We start from the raw sequence: 15,776 nt of genomic DNA, 5'->3' as shown, positions 1-15,776 counted from the left end.
GGGGGATCAGGTCGAACCTTCGGCCTGCCGGGCGTCGCCTTCCTGCGTGAGCGCAGGATGGGCCTCATCGGCATCGACCACCGTGGTATCGCTGCCGTCGCCTGATGAGGAGAGCGCCTGTCTACTGTCGGCAAGCTCGCCGAAAGCACTCTTGAGGAGATCGCTCTCGGGGTCCATGTCGATATTTCCGTGGAACGTGCTGCCATCCTCGAGCATCAGGCATGGCGTCACGATCGTTCCCCTGACAATGGCGCCCTTGTGAATCGTGGCGCGGTGCGATGCCACGAGGTTGCCCTCGACCTCGCCAGAGACATGCAGGGTGTGAGCGTAGACGTCACCGAAGATGCGACCGCTATTCCCCAGAGTGACGGTATTCTGCTTGCAGGTGATCGTTCCCCTGACGTGTCCCTCTAAGGTGAGGTCCTCACCGGCATCGATGTCACCCTGTACCCGTGTGTGGCTGCCGATCACCGAAACGCTGGGCCGCGTTGCGGGCATCGCCAGCGGGGGTGCCCGGCCGGTATCGGCCGCGGCGACGCTGGTTGCCGTTGCTTCCGGTTGACGATGCTTTGCCTTGTGGAACATGCAGGCCTCCAAGATCGACGTTAGCCAAGCAGCCTAGCTCGCTTTCGGCGATATCAAAGCGCGGAGCTAGGCGGGATCTGACGGCCTTTTCTCGACACCGCGCGTAAAGCTGGACACCTATAAGGAGTGATACGAGGGGCATGGAGTAGGGACGTGGGAATTCAGACATGGCTTATCTTTCTTGGCGTGGCTGCCATGACGCTGATCGTCTGGGATGGGCGGCGACGCAAGAGAAAACGCCTCACTTCGGGCTTGCCGGAGAGCGCAGCATCGCGAGTACCTGCTGCCCAGGCGCACCCACTTCCGGTCGTATCGGCGAGTGAATCGCTTGTCGGCACGCCAAGTGCCGAGACGCAGCCTGCTGCCAGTCTGTCGTGCGATACCGAGGGGAGCCGTATCGGTGTGGCGACGCGAGTCTCGGGTAAGCTCGTTGCCAATGAGCCGGTCGTGGTCAAAGGCTGCATAGAGGGCGCCGTCATTGCCCAGGACCATCCTGTCATGGTCACGACGAGCGGGAGGGTGTCATCGTATCTGGAAGGATGCGAAATCAGCGTCGATGGGCAGGTGGCGGGAAGGCTGAAGGCCGGGGACAAGATCACGCTACGGTCGCGGGCTCGTGTGCGGGGTATCATGGAGGCCAAGCGGCTGGAGTGCCATGCCGGCGCGCATATTCAGGGGGAGGTCGCCCCGCTGCCGGCTGGTTGAGCCGGACTTACCCTGACCCCCGCGCTCTTGGTAGACTGCGTGATCGATCTTCAGACGAGCCCAGCCGGGAGGCCAGCCCCGCGTGAGCGAGATGCCCCATACGGCTGTTCCCGATCAGCCGGTCGCGAACGACGCCGAGACCCAGTCGGCGGTACTGGCGCGGCTGTTCGACGAGCCGATCACCGAGCTGCCCGAGGATCTCTACATCCCGCCGGAGGCGCTGCGGATCTTTCTCGAGGCCTTCGAAGGGCCGCTCGATTTGCTGCTCTACCTGATCCGCCGTCAGAACCTCGATATCCTGGCCATCGACGTGGCCGCCATCACGCGTCAGTACATCGAGTACGTCGAGCTGATGAAGGCGATGGAGATCGAATTGGCCGGCGAGTACCTGCTGATGGCGGCGATGCTGGCCGAGATCAAGTCGCGCACCCTGCTGCCGCGCCCGCCCAAGGAGGGAGGCGACGACGAGGAAGACGATCCCCGTGCGGAGCTGATCCGGCGCCTGCAGGAGTACGAACAGCTCAAGAGCGCCGCCGAGGCATTGGCCGAGCTACCGCGGGTAGGCCGCGACTGGTTTCCGGCACGGGCAGCACTGCCGCCGCTGCAGGCACGGGTGATCCATCCCGACGTGGAGCTCGACGAACTGCTCGGTGCGCTGGCCGGCATCCTGCGTCGGGCCGAACTCAACCAGGCCCACCAGGTGGGGCGAGAGGTGCTCTCGACCCGCGAGCGTATGCTGGCGATCATGGAGCGTCTCAATCACGAGCACTACACGCCGTTCGAGGCGCTGTTCACCCTCGAAGAGGGGCGCGCTGGCGTGATCGTCACCTTCATGGCCATCCTCGAACTCGCCAAGGAGGCGATGATCGAGATCGTGCAGAACGCGCCGTTGTCGCCGATCCACGTGCGCGCCCGTGCTCCGCGAGAGGAGTCGCAGGAGGAAGCCTTCGATGACGAGGGCGCAGACGTCGAGAGTCCCTTTGCCGAGGAGGAGAGCATGTCCGGGACGGGTGACACCGCATGACCGCCATGGAGCTGCCCGACAGCCTCGATGAGATTCTCGAGGCGGCGCTGCTGGCGGCGGCCGAGCCGCTCTCGCTGGAGCGCCTCGAAGGGTTGTTCGACGACCACGAGCGGCCCCAGCGACGCAGCCTGCGCGAAGCGCTGGAACGGGTCGCTGCGCGTCACGATCGCGGCGCCATGGAGCTGATCGAGACCGCCTCGGGCTATCAACTGCGTATTCGTCCGCGCCTTTCGCCCTGGGTGTCGCGGCTGTGGGACGAACGGCCGCAGCGCTACTCCCGGGCACTGCTGGAGACCCTGGCGCTGATCGCCTATCGTCAACCGGTGACCCGTGGAGATATCGAGGAGGTGCGCGGCGTGGCGGTGAGCGGTTCGATCATGCGCACCCTGGCCGAACGCGGCTGGATTCGCGTGGTCGGGCACCGTGACGTGCCGGGCCGCCCAGCCGTCTATGCAACTACCCGTCAGTTCCTCGATGACTTCGGGCTCAAGACCCTGGACGAGCTGCCGCCCATGCATGAACTCAAGGGCATGGCGGAGCCGGTATTCGAGGACGAGGCTCCACCGCCGCCCAGCACACTGCTGGCGCAGGCCGATGAGGATACATCGGCTGATGCGGATGACGGCGACGACGAACTCGTGGGCGAGGAAGAACTCGAAGACGAGCAGGAACATGGACATGCTACGCATGCCGAAACGACGGCCGGGACGGCCGACGTACCACACGCCGGGAAGGCGTCCGACAGGCCAGGACTGAGCTTCGCCGATCTCGAAGCGCGCCTGGCCGAACGTGCCCGCACCAGCGTCGACGATGACGGCGGAGCGGGGGCGGAACCCACCGTAGACGAGAAGTCAGACGACACATGACGAGTAACACGGAAAAACTGCAGAAGGTCCTGGCCCGCGCCGGGCTGGGCTCGCGCCGCGAGATGGAAGCGGCCATCGAGGCCGGCCGCGTCAAGGTCAACGGCAAGGTCGCCACGCTTGGCGACCGCATCGAGATGCGCGACCGGGTCGCCTTCGACGACCGCCCGGTGACCCTGCGCGGCGCCGAGGAGACGCCGCGCCGGGTGATCATGTACAACAAGCCGGAAGGCGAGCTGTGCACGCGCAAGGACCCGGAGGGGCGACGCACCGTGTTCGAACGCCTGCCGCGCCTCAAGGGCGAGCGCTGGATCGCCATCGGCCGCCTGGACATCAACACCAGCGGCCTGCTGCTGTTCACCACCGACGGCGAGCTGGCCAACCGGCTGATGCACCCTTCCACCCAGATCGAGCGCGAGTACGCCGTGCGGGTGATGGGCGAGGTGCGCAAGGAACATATCGTGGCCATGGTCGAGGGTGTGATGCTCGAGGATGGACCGGCGCGCTTCACCGACGTCCAGGAGTTCGGCGGAGAGGGCATCAACACCTGGTTCCACGTGGTGATCATGGAGGGGCGCAACCGCGAGGTGCGTCGCCTGTGGGAATCCCAGGGGCTCACGGTCAGTCGGCTCAAGCGGGTGCGCTACGGCAACATCTTCCTCGACAAGCGGGCCAAGGCGGGTGAGTGGGTGGAGATGTCCCAGGATGAAATCGACGACCTGGCTCAGTCTGCTGGCCTGCCGCCGCGCAAGGTGCCCGAGCTCACGCCTGACGAGAAGAACCGCTGGAGTCGTGACAAGAACAAGCGGCGTCCGGTGCAGGCGATGCGCAAGCCCAAGAGCCCCAAGGGGCGCTAGGTCTTTTACTGCCTGCGCTTCCTTGGGCGAACATGGTCGCCTAAAGTCAAAAAAGTCCTTGCCAGGAAAGGGTGTGATCAGTAACATCTGCACCCGTTCGGAAGGGTCGTTAGCTCAGTTGGTAGAGCAGTTGGCTTTTAACCAATTGGTCGTAGGTTCGAATCCTACACGACCCACCATTCCGAGCCTGGATGCTTGTTTGCAAGTGCAGGGTCGTTAGCTCAGTTGGTAGAGCAGTTGGCTTTTAACCAATTGGTCGTAGGTTCGAATCCTACACGACCCACCAGATTGACAACAAAGCGCCCTCGCTTCCAGAAAGCGAGGGCGCTTTGTCTATAGGGGGCATTTGAATTCCCTAATGCTCCAGCCGTACCCGGCGGAGATTGTAATCACCTCCATGGTTTACCAGCACGAAGCCCTGGAAACCTTGGCGCAGCCCTCGGTCGTGTGCCTGCAACACATGCTGGTCATCCACCGAGACATGCATGTTGCCGCTCCCGTCTCGGGTCCAGCTCAGCATGTGGAAGCGGCCATCCTCGAGGTCGAGTGTGCCTTCGCTGCTGGCGATCACCTCGCCCCCATCGCCAGTCATCCGTACCAGGCTAAGCCCGGGCCGTGAGCCGGGATTGTAGATCAGACGGTAGCCTCCGCCGGGCTGGTTGCCCTGAAACAGCCCCAGCTCCAGGCTGCCTGGCCGCTGGTAGGAGGCCAGTTCCAGTTCCAGTCTGAAGGCGTTGTCGACCGGTGCACGGACGAAAATCCGTGCCGCGTCCCCGAACTCGACCTCCGCCGCCGGTGATGGTGCGTTTGGCTTCAGCCCTCCCGCTTGATCGAGGATCAGCTGGAGCATCGCCAGACCGATCTCCTCCGGTCGCTCCGGGCGGAGCGTTGGTGAGGCGGGCGTGGCCACATGCGTTTTCTCCACGATGCTGCGTAACCCGCCATCATCGATGCCGAAGCGTCCGCTGAGTACGGTCCAGGGTGGGTTGCGCCGCAAATCGCCATCGCTGAAGTCGTCGTCCAGGGCGATACGAGGTGAGGCCGTGGGTGGTGGCGGCGCGGTAGCCGTCACCGCTACCCTCTCCGTCTGGCGCAAACGTCTCAGCAGGTCAGCCGTGGCGTGGCCGTCCTGGGCCATGTCCATGTCGGCCTGGTACTCGTGTATCGCGTTGCGTGTCCGGCGCCCCATGACGCCATCCGCCGGGCCGGCGTCATAGCCGAGTCGATTGAGCTCGCGCTGTATTTCGGCCACGCCCTGCCGACCCGACAGGGTCTCGATGTCGGGTCGCGATGGAGGTATCGCTTGTGAGGAAGGTGCCTCTTCCGGCTGCCAGGCACGGGCTGACTGTTGGGCCTCGCTGATCTGTTGCACGGTCATCCGCGCTGCCACTGCATCGCGCGCCGTGGCGGCATGGCGGTGGCCGCGAGCTGCGGCCAGGTTGTACCACTTGTGCGCTTCCACGAAGTCCTGGAGCGTCCCCTGGCCGGCCTCGTGCATTTGCCCCAGCATGTACTGGGCATCGGCGTCGCCGATAGCGGCGAGCCGATCGAACATCTGCAAAGCCTGGCGGTACTCCTGCCGCTCGTAGCTCTGCAGGGCGTCGGTGTAGCGGTAATCGGCACTGATCAGCGCGATGTGACCGAACAGAAGGAGCAGGAACACTGAACCCTTGATGATGGTCACGGGGCGTCTCCAGTGGGAAGGGGCTTCGGCCTGCATTCTCCCTGCTTCACCGTGCTGTCCTTACCATCACCTTATCTCGTCGCTTGTCTCAACGAAGGCCTAGAACGGAGAGGATCACCAACACTATGACGATTGCGCCGACGATATAGACGATGTTGTTCATGAAGCTTTTCCTCTGCGGCGCATGATCCTGTTTCAGGATGCTGAAGGGTGGTTCGTGTTCTGATGGCGTCGCGGTCCTTGCGACGCTGAGCGTAACTCCCTGTACCGGCTTTTCCTTGCCTCGCTCACCTGAAGAGTACGTCGTTGTCGGCGCTCCGTCTGTGCGCTGTCGTACAAAGTGACTCACTTGCTGCTGCCTGATGAAATGATCTTCGGCTAGAAGTCGAAGAAGAATTGAGACGAGAGAAGGAGTCGGTGCGAACCCGGTTCGATCCGTCCCCGTTGGAGGGGTAGGGTATTCATCTCAGCCGTGAAGCACTGGTGCCCATTTCGGCCATTCCGCTTGGTGTGGTACATGGCCATGTCGGCGTTGTGCATGAGGGTATCGGCATCCTCTGCATCATCCGGGTAGAGGCTGATGCCTACGCTTAGCGTGATGAGGAGCTCATGACCCTGGATACGATATGGTTTGCCCAGGATGTGGAGCAGTTTTTCCGCGACCTTGGTGGCATCTTCCGGTTTCCTGATCTCGGCAAGCAGGATCACGAATTCGTCGCCGCCCTGACGACAGACGGTGTCGATGTCGCGCATGCAGTCCTGCAGACGGCCCGCAACCGCTTGGAGCAGGCTGTCACCCAAGGCATGGCCGAGCGAGTCATTGATGGGCTTGAAGGCATCAAGGTCAAGATAGAGCAGGGCGACCAGATGTCGGTGTCGCCGGGCCAGGCCAATGGCACGAGAGAGTCGTTCCATCAGCAGGGCACGATTGGGCAGGCCGGTGAGAGCATCATGCTGCGCCAGGTAGGCCATCCTCTCCAATATAACCTGTGACCGAGAGGCGTCGTGGAACACGATCACAGCGCCGGTGACTCGACCTTCCCGGTCATGGATAGGAGTCGCCGAATCCTCGATCTCGAGCTTGCTGCCATCCTGGCGGACTAGCACGCAATCCAGGGCGAGGCCTATCTTTTTGTTCTCCTCGATGGCGCGCTGCCCAGGGGAGATGGTCGTTTGATGTGTCTTGCCATCGACACGATGGAACACTCGGGAAAGCGGCTTTCCGATCGCCTCCGTTTCCGACCAGCCTGTCAGGCTTTCAGCCACTCTATTCATGAAGGTGACCGTGCCGTGAAGGTCGATGGCCAGGACGGCATCGCCAATGGCGTTGAGGGCCACTCGAGCCCATGCCCTCTCGGCATCCAGGGCGGCTGCGACTTCCCGTCTCGAGGCGTGGATCTGGGTGTATCCTTGCCGCACCGGTTCCTCTGCGTGCAAGGAGTCACGAGGAAACTGCGTCCAGGCGGTGCCCTGCAGCATCGGGTCGTCCCTCATCCACGCGGCCCCGAAACGCGAATTACCCATGGACCGCACACCCCAGGGTGGGGTAAGAGCGGTATGGACTGGTGCGGTACAAGAGCCAGTGAGGTAAGGGGCGTGTTGATCAGGGATGTTGGCACCACCATGAGTCGGTTTCCTGTTCCGCCTGCGTGTGACCCCGGTGGGGCGGCACTGTCCGACCTGAGCCCTGGGGCTTGGTTGGTCATTCAGCGAGCGTAGTGACATGACGGAGTTGCTTCCGTGCGCTAGCGTACACAATATGTACTTCGGCTCCTGCACCCGTATCGGAGGGCAAGGTTCACAAGATTTGTTTTTTTCATTTAAATTCAATTGGTTGTTGGCTTTCTCGTATCGTCAGCCACCATCGGTCAAGTCCGCTCTTCGTACCTGTAGTCGGGGGGCTTGCCAGATATGGGAGTGTCAGTCATGCCCCTGCAACATGATCCTCGTCAGAACCACTTGCTGGCGGCCCTGTCAAGGGATGAATATCAGCGTTTGGCGCCCTACCTGGAGCGGGTCGAACTGACGCTGGGGGATTCGCTGGCCGAGTCGGGAAAGGTCATGCAGCATGTCTATTTCCCGACGGACTCCATCGTATCGCTACTGTGCGTCATGGAGGATGGCGACTCGACGGAAATTGCCGTCGTTGGTGCCGAAGGTATCGTCGGCATCTCGCTGTTCATGGGAGGTGAAACCACACCGAGCCGTGCCATCGTGCAGAGTGCCGGCAGCGCCTATCGCCTCAAGGGGCAACTGCTGAAGGACGAGTTCGAGCACGCGGGAACGCTTCAGCACCTGCTGTTGCGTTATACCCAGGCACTGATCACCCAGATGGCTCAGACGGCGGTATGCAATCGGCACCACAGCCTGGATCAGCAGCTGTGTCGTTGGCTGTTGCTGAGCCTCGACCGCTTGCCGACCAACGAGCTGGTCATGACCCAGGAACTGATCGCCAATATGCTCGGCGTACGCCGCGAGGGCGTCACCGAGTCGGCGGGCAAACTGCAGAGGGCCGGCCTGATTTCCTACCATCGTGGCCATATCAGCATCCTGGACAGGCCTGGCCTGGAAGCGCGGGTCTGTGAATGCTATGCGGTCGTCAAGAAGGAATATGATCGGTTGCTGAGCTATCCTCGCCCGCGGTGAAGGGACGTCTTCTCGCCCCTTCGGGGCCAGCCTACGGCTGTTTGTCGCTTCGCTCGGTTCTGTGCTCCGGGCGCCTTGCGACCCACAGGGATGTGGGAAGTGCGTTGGTTCGTCGGGAACGAACCTAGCCGCTTCATCTCGCTCGGCGATTTGTTCAGCGATTCCTTAGGTATCTACTATTTGCCTTCAAGGCGCTCTTGTAGGGTCGGCTACAGGGCGGCCCTAAAATGACTCCGCATATGTTAGGCACCGCACAGACCATGCTTCGGCCTTCCTCTATATAGTTATTGGGGCCCTCACCTTGTCTTCATATGAGTTCATGGTGAGAGTCATGACCCAAGCTGGACAATCATCTGGAGGTCGGCTCATGAACAGGAATCAGGTCAAAGGTCATGCGAAAGAGGCGAAGGGGAAGGTCAAGGAGGTTGTAGGAAAGATGACCGGAGACAAGAGTGCGGAGTACAAGGGTAAAGCCGAAAAGCATGGCGGGAAGGCTGAAGCCAAGTACGGAGATCTCAAGAACGACATCAAGAAGGCAACGAAATGAACGATTCAATGGCACAGTCGAGTAGCAGGGGCGACACCGCTGATTACCTGCCGGTCGGGGCCGCGTTGTTGAGTGCCTCCACCATTACCGGCGACGATGTCTGCAATATGAAGGATGAGAAGCTCGGTAAGATCCATGACGTTATGCTCGATGTCACTGAGGGGAAAATACGTTATGCAGTCTTGGCGTCGGGCGGTTTTCTTGGCATGGGTGATCGTCTGTTCGCTGTCCCGTGGAAGGCCTTGATGCTGGACAAGGAGAACAAGTGTTTCATGCTGGACGTCGATGTCGAGCGCTTGAAGAACGCGCCGGGCTTCGACAAGGATAAATGGCCGAATATGGCTGACGCCAGCTGGAATTCGACCGTCGAGTCCTACTACGCAAGGTGAGCGGGTTGCTCAGGGGGATCGGTGCGGAAGGTCCAGATAGATGCCTCTCTGGGTCAACCGTGCCGATGAGGTCATCCACCTGCAGGAGATTGAAATGACGAATTATAGAATTCTGGCAATCGTGTTGCTTGTTGTGGGTATGATCCTGCTTTTCTTTGCGTATCAGTCATCCCAAAGCCTAGGCGACCAAGTGACGGAGGCCGTAACCGGCCGCTTCACTGACTCCACTCTCTGGTTTCTTGTTCTTGGCGCGGCATCTGCGGCGGCAGGTGTTGGATTGCTGCTGTTCGGTAAATCCACAAGCAACTAGCACAGTAATCCGAAGTGCGGTACCGGGTAGGATTGACCGGCCGCTTTCCTTGCATGGGATCATGGCTTTTCGTCAAGATTGCAAATCCTTGCGTAGGGCCTGTTCCAGCTCCTTGGTCGCGGTAATGTCGATAAGGGTGATGACCACTCCGTCAATGACATTGTCCAGTCGGCGATAGGGCATGATACGTACGGTGAACCAGCGGTCATTGGTGGTGGTTATCTGTTTCTCGGAAAACGCCAGGGTGCTCAGGGTGTTAAGGGCATCGTCATTGAGTTCCGGGTACAGCAGGCTGGTGGTGAGGTCACTAAGTGGTCGGCCGATATCGCCTTCTCGGATGCTGATGATCTTTGATGCCCGGTCGGTGAAACGGCGGAGATTCAGGTTCTGGTCGAGAAACAGGATGGCTATCTCGATGCTGTTGAGCAGGTTATTCATATCGCTCTGAGCGAGGGCGAGGTCGTCGAGCTTGGTTTGCATTTCCGCATTGATGGTTTGCAGCTCCTCGTTCATGGACTGCATTTCCTCCTTCGACGTGGTCAGCTCTTCATTGGTTGATTGCAATTCCTCATTGGTCGACTGTAATTCTTCGTTGGCTGACTGCAACTCCTCTTGGGACGTGCGGTTTTCTTCTCGCAGCGTCTGGATTTCATCCTGGTACTGCTGCAGCTCCGCGGCATAGGCCTGGTGCGCGGCTGTTGTTGACTTGTTCTTGTTGGCCGGGTTGGCATGGGTCTTGGCGATATCGCGGAACACGATCATCTTCATCCCGCGCAGGGTGGTAGGCTCTCGCAGCGCTTGTACGGTGACGTCGACGCTCTGCATGCCTCCGCCGGGCAGCTGCACCTGCAGGCCTGGCAAGTGCAGCGGTTCGCTCTGGTCCGCAGCCTGGCGCAGTGCGCTGCCGATGGGTGTCCGCAGGCCTTCCCGCACCATGGCGTGAAAATTCCAGTTGGCCTTGCCTGCGGCAGGCTCCAGGTACTTTCCCGTACGCCCGCTGATGTAGACGATATCCCCCTCATCGTTGACCACCACCGCGGCGGGAGCGTAGACCTGCAGCAATACCTGGTCGGCCGCTGCTTGCAGGTTATCCGTTGTCTGGGACGATGAGTTGTTGGCGGACACGGGAAGCTCCTTGGCTATCCAGGACAGGGGTGGAAGCGACTTCACCGGCAACCGGATGTCGCTACTCTGGGCACTATCCTGGCGCAAATAGAGGCGCAACTTGGATTGAATGGGGGCAAAGAGCTGAGTGTGGCGCCCTACCGTTTCCGAGCTTCCCAGCAGCAGTACTCCCCCGGCGCGCAGGCTGTAGTGAAACAAGGGAATGAGTTTGTGCTGCAGGCTCTGATCGAAGTAGATCAGCAGGTTGCGGCAGGAAATCAGGTCAAGGCGGGTGAAGGGGGGATCAAGCACCACATCCTGCTGGGCGAACAGCACCAGGTCGCGGATGTCGCTGTTGATCTGGTAGCCGTCGGCATGGGCACTGAAAAAACGTGCCAGGCGCTCCGCCGAGACACTGCTGCTGATTTCCGCGGGGTAGTGGCCGCGGCGTGCGGTGGCTATGGCATCCGGACTCAGGTCGGAGGCGAAGATCTGCAGGGTAACGTCATGGGCGTTTGGCAGCTTTTCCAGCGCCTCGGTGAAGGCCATGGCCAGGGAGTAGGCTTCTTCGCCGGTCGAGCAGCCCACCACCCAGGCGCGCAGATGGGGCTCCCTTGGCCGTCGCGCCAGCAGCTCTGGCAGGGTGGAATCCACCAGGTACTCCCATACCGGGGCATCGCGGAAAAAACTGGTCACCCCGATGAGCACTTCCTTGAACAGCAGGTCGATTTCCTGGGGGTTGTGCTGGAGATAATCCGCGTAATTCGTCAGGGTGGCGATGCCGTGGATCGCCATTCGCCGTTCCATGCGGCGGTGCAAGGTGCTGGGCTTGTAGAGTGAAAAGTCGTGGCGGGTCCGCCCTTGCAGCAGACGCAGAATGCGTTGCAAGGGTGTCGCTTCCAGCTCTGTTTCCAAATGACCGGGAGCGCCCTGCTTGGGCCCCTGTGCAAGGCAGGCCAGGATGCGAGCGGGCAAGTCGCCGGGCGGGGCAATGATATCGGCGCAGTTTGCGGCGATGGCGCTGCTGGGCATGGCATCGAACTGTGCCGTGTCGGGTTGTTGCACCGCCGTGAGGCCGCCCACGGCCTTGATTGCCTGCAGGCCCAGGGTGCCGTCGGAACCCATGCCGGACAGCACCACGCCGATGGCTTGCTCTCCCTGGGCGCTGGCCAGGGAAGAAAACAGCACGTTGATGGGCAGACGCATCCCCCGGGACTCCAAGGGGGTGGCGAGGTTCAGCCTGCCGTCGACAACGCTGAGTTCGGTATTCGGCGGTATCACGTACACGCAGTCAGGTTCGATGAGGGTGCCTTGCCTGGCTTCCCTTACCGGCATCGGAGTGGCGCGCTGGAGCAATTCCGGGAGCAATGCCTTATGGGTGGGATCGAGATGCTGCACCACCACGTAGGCCATGTGACTGCGTGGGGGGACCCGGGCGATGAATTGCTCCAGCGGCGCTAGGCCACCGGCAGAGGCGCCAATGCCCAGGATTCGCATGGTCACCGGGGACTTGGCGGTGGTGTCGCCGCCTCCGTGATGCGGAACGATAGGGCAGGGGTTATTCGGCATTTCCGCATTCGCGGCAGATCAACAGGATATGCTTGCGCTCTGGCGAGAGTGATGCCATGAACTGCATGTGCCGGAGACTCTGGGTGTGCCCCCCCGTTTTGGCCATGCAGGAAGCCATGGCGCCGCTCTGTGCGACATGTCGCAGCAGCTCAAGCAGTCGTGGCCGGCTTTCCGCGAGAAGGTAGGTGTCGATGGGTCGTCCCTCCAGCTCTTCACGACCGACGCCAAAAAGCTCCGCGGCGGCAAAATTGCCCTGAACCACGTTGCCCTCGAGGTCGACGAGAAGGTAGCCAAGGGGGGCGGAGTCGAAAAGTGTCCGATAAAGGCTAAAACCCTCGGCAAGGGCCCGTTCATTGGCGGCTATCTCCTCGTTCTGCAACTCAAGCTCCACCTGATGAACCTGCAGTTCATGGAGCAGTTTGAGAGCATCTTCCGCTTTTTCTGGATTACTTGACAGCTGGTGGAGCAGGCGTAGGGCATCAACGCCCACCGGCCAGTGATTCGCTGCCGGTGCCGTGCCCGCCTGCAGCTGCGCTTCCGCCTTGTCTCGCAGCTGTGTATAGACATTGGATTCATTAAGGATTATGGGCATACGAGACTCCAAAGCTCACTCACCGGATACAGTTTTCATTGTAGCTTATCGCGGCAGGGATAAAAATGCACATTTCAGGTGTTTTCGGGATGCCCTTATTTTTTTCAAGGCAATTAAACTATTTTCAGTGAGAGTCTGGTCGTGCTGGTTCTATGTGGTTAGTGATATAAGTCCATTGCGGGGTTTTGGAAACGATTTTTCGGTACTTTGACCAAGAAAGAAGGTGCTCCCCTCGCAGATGCACAATGCTACCCGTCACTTGAAATTACGAGAGTTCAGTTATTGGTGAGCTAAGAAGTAGTGGGTTCGGGTTTTGTTTTTTGCAATAACGAAGATTGCCTTTGCAGGTGTCGTACTTATTGCAGGCCGTCTATCTGGCGAACTTGATCAGCGCGGTGCGCTTCGATCCAGATAGGCATCCATCAGCCTGGCGTTGCGCAAATTGGCCTTAAACGCGAAATCGAACATGTCCCCGAACACCAGAATGACGCCGACCAGGGTATCCAGCATGACATTCAACACCATCCGCCTGAGCACCCTGGTGGGTACACCTGCGCGCGCCGTCTGCGCGATGATGTAGAAGGACACCCCTGCCGCCGCGAAATCGCCGACCACCGGTACCAGCCCGATGAGCCCATCGACGCCGATGCGGTAACCGCCGGGCAGTCGGATCGAACTGTCCATCAGGCGCGCGAGCCGGTGCACGCGCTTGCGCGCGTCCGCGGACCGGCGCTGCGGTGCGTCAGCTGGCAGCATCGCCGCGTTCATCGCTTGGCGATGATCCACACTGCGTGAACGATGCCAGGAATGTAGCCGAGCAGCGTGAGCAGAATGTTGATCCAGAAATGCTTGCCGAGACCTTCCTGCAGGAAGACGCCGAGCGGTGGCAAGACGATCGCGACGATAATGCGTAACAGGTCCATTGGCTGCGCTCCTGAGTGAGACGGGATGCTATTTGGACTCCACCGCACGGCATTCGTCAGTGCTTTGACTTCAGCATCTCGTCGCGCTGGTTCTCCGCCCGTGCGGCGCCGATCGCGGTTTCAACCTTTTTCACTTCCTCGGGGGGTGGCAGGACCGCCGGCAACCCGAGCGAATCGATCCACAATTCGCGGAGGAACCCCTTCGTGTGGTGGAGGTGGTGCTCCTCTTCCTCCCCCACCGCGTCAAACGCGGTCTTGAGTGGGCCGGTTTCTTCCCCCTTGCCGTGCTCAGCCAGATGCCCAATCAGTTGCCAGTTCTGGAGATCCTTGGTTTCCGCCAGAACCACGCACTCACCGGCCACGAGTTGAGCGGCCGCAGCACTGGCGTTCGCCTTCGCCATCTCCATCGCGGTGACCAGCGAATCCCCCAGGTGTGCCACCACTTCCCGGCCGGGCGTTACGGTGTCCGGATTCAGTCCCAGTTCCTCGAACACCTTCAGCAGCAGCTGCTCGTGGGTATGGGTCTGCTCAAGATACTCCTCCCATTCACCTTTCAGGTCCTCGTTCTGCGCACAGGACAGTGCGGCTTCGTAGATCTTTATCCCTCCGCGTTCAGTCTCGAGAGCCTGATATAACAACTCATGCAACTGCTCCTTGAGATACGGTTCCTTTTTCATGGTTTTTTCCTTACCACTGGTAGACGGCGCGCCAGCAGGTGGGCTGCGTCAATTGATGGGGTTAAACAATGCGACAGATGCCGGCCAGCTGTAAGTCCAATGCCAGCTGTAAGTCCAATGATAGGTAAGAGACGCTGGCGCGTCGGTGCAGTCGCGCACATAGCGGATATTCGTTCCGGGTGGTCAAGAATAACCTGATGTACGCCTTCCCGCGGCTTGCTGCAAATCTGGGTGCTAGGTGATCTGGATGCCCGCGGCAGGGAATACCGCTGTTGCGTCTGGTAGTGCACAGACACGACGCCGAAGCCTGGCAAAACTCAGGTTGGAAGCACGTCGATTACGATGGTGCATACGCGTCCCTGCGCGCTTGGCGTGCTTCCTGTGAGCACCTTCTGTGCACGGGAATTGGAAATCCATCAGCGACCGAGCATTCCACTGAATGCTGAGGAGTGCGTCTTGCTCGGCGAGGCGAGAGAACGCAGCGTCGGTGCCGCGAAGTCCAAAGCCGTAAGGAAGTACGGCGAGGTTCGCGAGTCGGCACGGACGGAATGGACCGTTCCTAAGGCAAACACCGATTTGGGACGATTGCTGCGTCGAGTCGATCAGGCGCGCTAGCGCTGACGCAATCGTCCGGTTCTGCTATTTACCCTCAGTGTGGCAGCGCACCGACGCGGCTATCGTCCCGGCTGACACTACCTGATCTACACTCCCGATATATAGCGGCAGGAGTTGCCGGTGGACTTGAAAAGCGGCTATCCGTTCTGGGCGGTCAAGAATGGCCTGATGTATGCCTTCCCGCAGCTTGATGCCGATCTGAGCTGCGACGTGGCGGTGGTGGGCGCTGGCATCACCGGTGCGCTGATCGCTGATGAACTGGCTGGCCACGGTCACGATGTCGTCGTGCTCGATCAGCGCGACGTGTGCTGGGGCAGCACATCGGCCAGCACCGCCTTGCTGCAGTATGAAATCGATACCCATGCGATAGATCTCGCCCGGCGCTTCGACCAAGCCTCAGCACTACTCGCATATCAGTCCAGTTTGCGTGCGATCAGCATGATCGAAGCAGTCGCGCGTGCGGTGGGCGATGTCGATTTCGCCAAGTGTGGAAGCCTCTACTACGCCAGCAATCGCGCCGATAATCGACGCTTGACTGACGAATTTGCCTGGCGGAAACAGCACGGCATTGCTTACAGCATGCTCGGTGCCGAATTGCTGCGCGCGCAAATCGAACGCCGCCGGCACACATTGACCGCGCTGTTCTCCTTCACACGGTTGGAACGTCATTGACTAGGGGTCGAAAA

Annotated in this window: 17 protein-coding genes and 2 tRNA genes; 11 read left to right on the top strand and 8 right to left on the bottom strand. The window is 60.5% G+C overall.

Translation table 11 applies throughout. The features are described from left to right. Window positions 1–6: 6 nt before the first annotated feature. Window positions 7–585, bottom strand: coding sequence for a bactofilin family protein (locus ACUY1T_RS05595; RefSeq protein WP_446020838.1), 579 nt, complete (start codon window positions 583–585; stop codon window positions 7–9). A gap of 153 nt (window positions 586–738) precedes the next feature. On the opposite strand from ACUY1T_RS05595, the gene ACUY1T_RS05590 reads away from it, so the two are divergent. The 6 genes from ACUY1T_RS05590 (at window position 739) to ACUY1T_RS05565 (ending at window position 4,320) form a co-directional block, all read left to right on the top strand. Continuing rightward, window positions 739–1,290 carry a polymer-forming cytoskeletal protein gene (locus ACUY1T_RS05590; RefSeq protein WP_446020837.1) on the top strand — a complete coding sequence of 184 codons (552 nt, stop codon included), beginning with the start codon at window positions 739–741 and terminating at the stop codon, window positions 1,288–1,290. Between the two features lie 82 nt (window positions 1,291–1,372). Then, window positions 1,373–2,314, top strand: coding sequence for a segregation and condensation protein A (locus ACUY1T_RS05585; RefSeq protein WP_446020835.1), 942 nt, complete (start codon window positions 1,373–1,375; stop codon window positions 2,312–2,314). Beyond that, window positions 2,311–3,180: an SMC-Scp complex subunit ScpB gene (scpB, locus tag ACUY1T_RS05580; protein WP_446020833.1), complete on the top strand. Its 870-nt coding sequence runs from the start codon at window positions 2,311–2,313 to the stop codon at window positions 3,178–3,180. Before ACUY1T_RS05585 ends, scpB begins: the two co-directional genes overlap by 4 nt. Next, window positions 3,177–4,034, top strand: coding sequence for a 23S rRNA pseudouridine(2605) synthase RluB (rluB, locus tag ACUY1T_RS05575; protein ID WP_446020831.1), 858 nt, complete (start codon window positions 3,177–3,179; stop codon window positions 4,032–4,034). The genes scpB and rluB overlap by 4 nt, the downstream gene beginning before the upstream one ends. 103 nt (window positions 4,035–4,137) lie before the next feature. Then, window positions 4,138–4,213 (top strand) — tRNA-Lys (locus tag ACUY1T_RS05570). Between the two features lie 31 nt (window positions 4,214–4,244). Beyond that, window positions 4,245–4,320 (top strand) — tRNA-Lys (locus ACUY1T_RS05565). A 69-nt stretch (window positions 4,321–4,389) separates the two neighbouring features. On the opposite strand, the gene ACUY1T_RS05560 is transcribed toward ACUY1T_RS05565, so the two are convergent. After that, entirely contained in the window at window positions 4,390–5,718 is a 1,329-nt protein-coding gene (locus tag ACUY1T_RS05560; protein WP_446020830.1) for a peptidoglycan-binding protein, read from the bottom strand. Window positions 5,719–6,096: 378 nt separating this feature from the next. Continuing rightward, window positions 6,097–7,197 (bottom strand): diguanylate cyclase domain-containing protein, encoded by a 1,101-nt coding sequence (locus tag ACUY1T_RS05555; RefSeq protein WP_446020828.1) that lies wholly within the window; start codon window positions 7,195–7,197, stop codon window positions 6,097–6,099. 447 nt (window positions 7,198–7,644) lie between these two features. Between ACUY1T_RS05555 and ACUY1T_RS05550 the strand changes: the two genes are divergently transcribed. The 4 genes from ACUY1T_RS05550 to ACUY1T_RS05535 all read left to right on the top strand — a co-directional run bounded on the left by ACUY1T_RS05550 (window position 7,645) and on the right by ACUY1T_RS05535 (window position 9,610). Further along, on the top strand, window positions 7,645–8,364 hold the full coding sequence (locus ACUY1T_RS05550; RefSeq protein WP_446020826.1) for a Crp/Fnr family transcriptional regulator: 720 nt from the start codon (window positions 7,645–7,647) through the stop codon (window positions 8,362–8,364). Between the two features lie 367 nt (window positions 8,365–8,731). Next, the gene (locus tag ACUY1T_RS05545) at window positions 8,732–8,911 is read left to right on the top strand and encodes a CsbD family protein (protein WP_446020824.1); all 180 of its coding nucleotides are present in this window, start codon (window positions 8,732–8,734) and stop codon (window positions 8,909–8,911) included. Next, window positions 8,908–9,300 carry a PRC-barrel domain-containing protein gene (locus ACUY1T_RS05540; protein WP_446020823.1) on the top strand — a complete coding sequence of 131 codons (393 nt, stop codon included), beginning with the start codon at window positions 8,908–8,910 and terminating at the stop codon, window positions 9,298–9,300. Before ACUY1T_RS05545 ends, ACUY1T_RS05540 begins: the two co-directional genes overlap by 4 nt. A gap of 40 nt (window positions 9,301–9,340) precedes the next feature. Next, window positions 9,341–9,610, top strand: a complete 270-nt coding sequence (locus ACUY1T_RS05535; protein ID WP_446020821.1) for a DUF3185 family protein — start codon at window positions 9,341–9,343, stop codon at window positions 9,608–9,610. A gap of 72 nt (window positions 9,611–9,682) precedes the next feature. Here ACUY1T_RS05535 and ACUY1T_RS05530 read toward each other — a convergent pair whose 3' ends face one another. From ACUY1T_RS05530 to ACUY1T_RS05510, 5 genes are all read right to left on the bottom strand, one after another. Then, a complete protein-coding gene (locus tag ACUY1T_RS05530) occupies window positions 9,683–12,283 on the bottom strand; it encodes a chemotaxis protein CheB (RefSeq protein WP_446020819.1) in 2,601 nt (866 codons plus the stop codon). Continuing rightward, complete coding sequence (locus tag ACUY1T_RS05525) at window positions 12,273–12,875, bottom strand: PAS domain S-box protein (protein WP_446020818.1); 603 nt, start codon at window positions 12,873–12,875, stop codon at window positions 12,273–12,275. The genes ACUY1T_RS05530 and ACUY1T_RS05525 overlap by 11 nt, the downstream gene beginning before the upstream one ends. 387 nt (window positions 12,876–13,262) lie before the next feature. Beyond that, window positions 13,263–13,643, bottom strand: coding sequence for a DUF4112 domain-containing protein (locus tag ACUY1T_RS05520; RefSeq protein WP_446020816.1), 381 nt, complete (start codon window positions 13,641–13,643; stop codon window positions 13,263–13,265). Next, complete coding sequence (locus tag ACUY1T_RS05515; RefSeq protein ID WP_114478523.1) at window positions 13,640–13,798, bottom strand: YqaE/Pmp3 family membrane protein; 159 nt, start codon at window positions 13,796–13,798, stop codon at window positions 13,640–13,642. The genes ACUY1T_RS05520 and ACUY1T_RS05515 overlap by 4 nt, the downstream gene beginning before the upstream one ends. A gap of 56 nt (window positions 13,799–13,854) precedes the next feature. After that, on the bottom strand, window positions 13,855–14,475 hold the full coding sequence (locus ACUY1T_RS05510) for a DUF892 family protein (RefSeq protein WP_446020814.1): 621 nt from the start codon (window positions 14,473–14,475) through the stop codon (window positions 13,855–13,857). A 735-nt stretch (window positions 14,476–15,210) separates the two neighbouring features. On the opposite strand from ACUY1T_RS05510, the gene ACUY1T_RS05505 reads away from it, so the two are divergent. Then, window positions 15,211–15,762 (top strand): NAD(P)/FAD-dependent oxidoreductase, encoded by a 552-nt coding sequence (locus ACUY1T_RS05505; protein WP_446020812.1) that lies wholly within the window; start codon window positions 15,211–15,213, stop codon window positions 15,760–15,762. Window positions 15,763–15,776: the final 14 nt, after the last annotated feature.

The sequence above is a fragment of the Billgrantia sp. Q4P2 genome, from assembly GCF_052806135.1.
Note: the sequence above shows the minus strand (reverse complement) of the source record. Positions and strands in the feature narration are given on the sequence as shown.

Coding starts and splice junctions, on each gene's coding strand:
- ACUY1T_RS05595 (WP_446020838.1), bottom strand. CDS start 585: ATGTTCCACAAGGCAAAGCATCGTCAACCGGAAGCAACGGCAACCAGC.
- scpB (WP_446020833.1), top strand. CDS start 2,311: ATGACCGCCATGGAGCTGCCCGACAGCCTCGATGAGATTCTCGAGGCG.
- rluB (WP_446020831.1), top strand. CDS start 3,177: ATGACGAGTAACACGGAAAAACTGCAGAAGGTCCTGGCCCGCGCCGGG.
- ACUY1T_RS05555 (WP_446020828.1), bottom strand. CDS start 7,197: ATGCTGCAGGGCACCGCCTGGACGCAGTTTCCTCGTGACTCCTTGCAC.
- ACUY1T_RS05550 (WP_446020826.1), top strand. CDS start 7,645: ATGCCCCTGCAACATGATCCTCGTCAGAACCACTTGCTGGCGGCCCTG.
- ACUY1T_RS05545 (WP_446020824.1), top strand. CDS start 8,732: ATGAACAGGAATCAGGTCAAAGGTCATGCGAAAGAGGCGAAGGGGAAG.
- ACUY1T_RS05540 (WP_446020823.1), top strand. CDS start 8,908: ATGAACGATTCAATGGCACAGTCGAGTAGCAGGGGCGACACCGCTGAT.
- ACUY1T_RS05535 (WP_446020821.1), top strand. CDS start 9,341: ATGCCTCTCTGGGTCAACCGTGCCGATGAGGTCATCCACCTGCAGGAG.
- ACUY1T_RS05530 (WP_446020819.1), bottom strand. CDS start 12,283: ATGCCGAATAACCCCTGCCCTATCGTTCCGCATCACGGAGGCGGCGAC.
- ACUY1T_RS05525 (WP_446020818.1), bottom strand. CDS start 12,875: ATGCCCATAATCCTTAATGAATCCAATGTCTATACACAGCTGCGAGAC.
- ACUY1T_RS05520 (WP_446020816.1), bottom strand. CDS start 13,643: ATGAACGCGGCGATGCTGCCAGCTGACGCACCGCAGCGCCGGTCCGCG.
- ACUY1T_RS05515 (WP_114478523.1), bottom strand. CDS start 13,798: ATGGACCTGTTACGCATTATCGTCGCGATCGTCTTGCCACCGCTCGGC.
- ACUY1T_RS05510 (WP_446020814.1), bottom strand. CDS start 14,475: ATGAAAAAGGAACCGTATCTCAAGGAGCAGTTGCATGAGTTGTTATAT.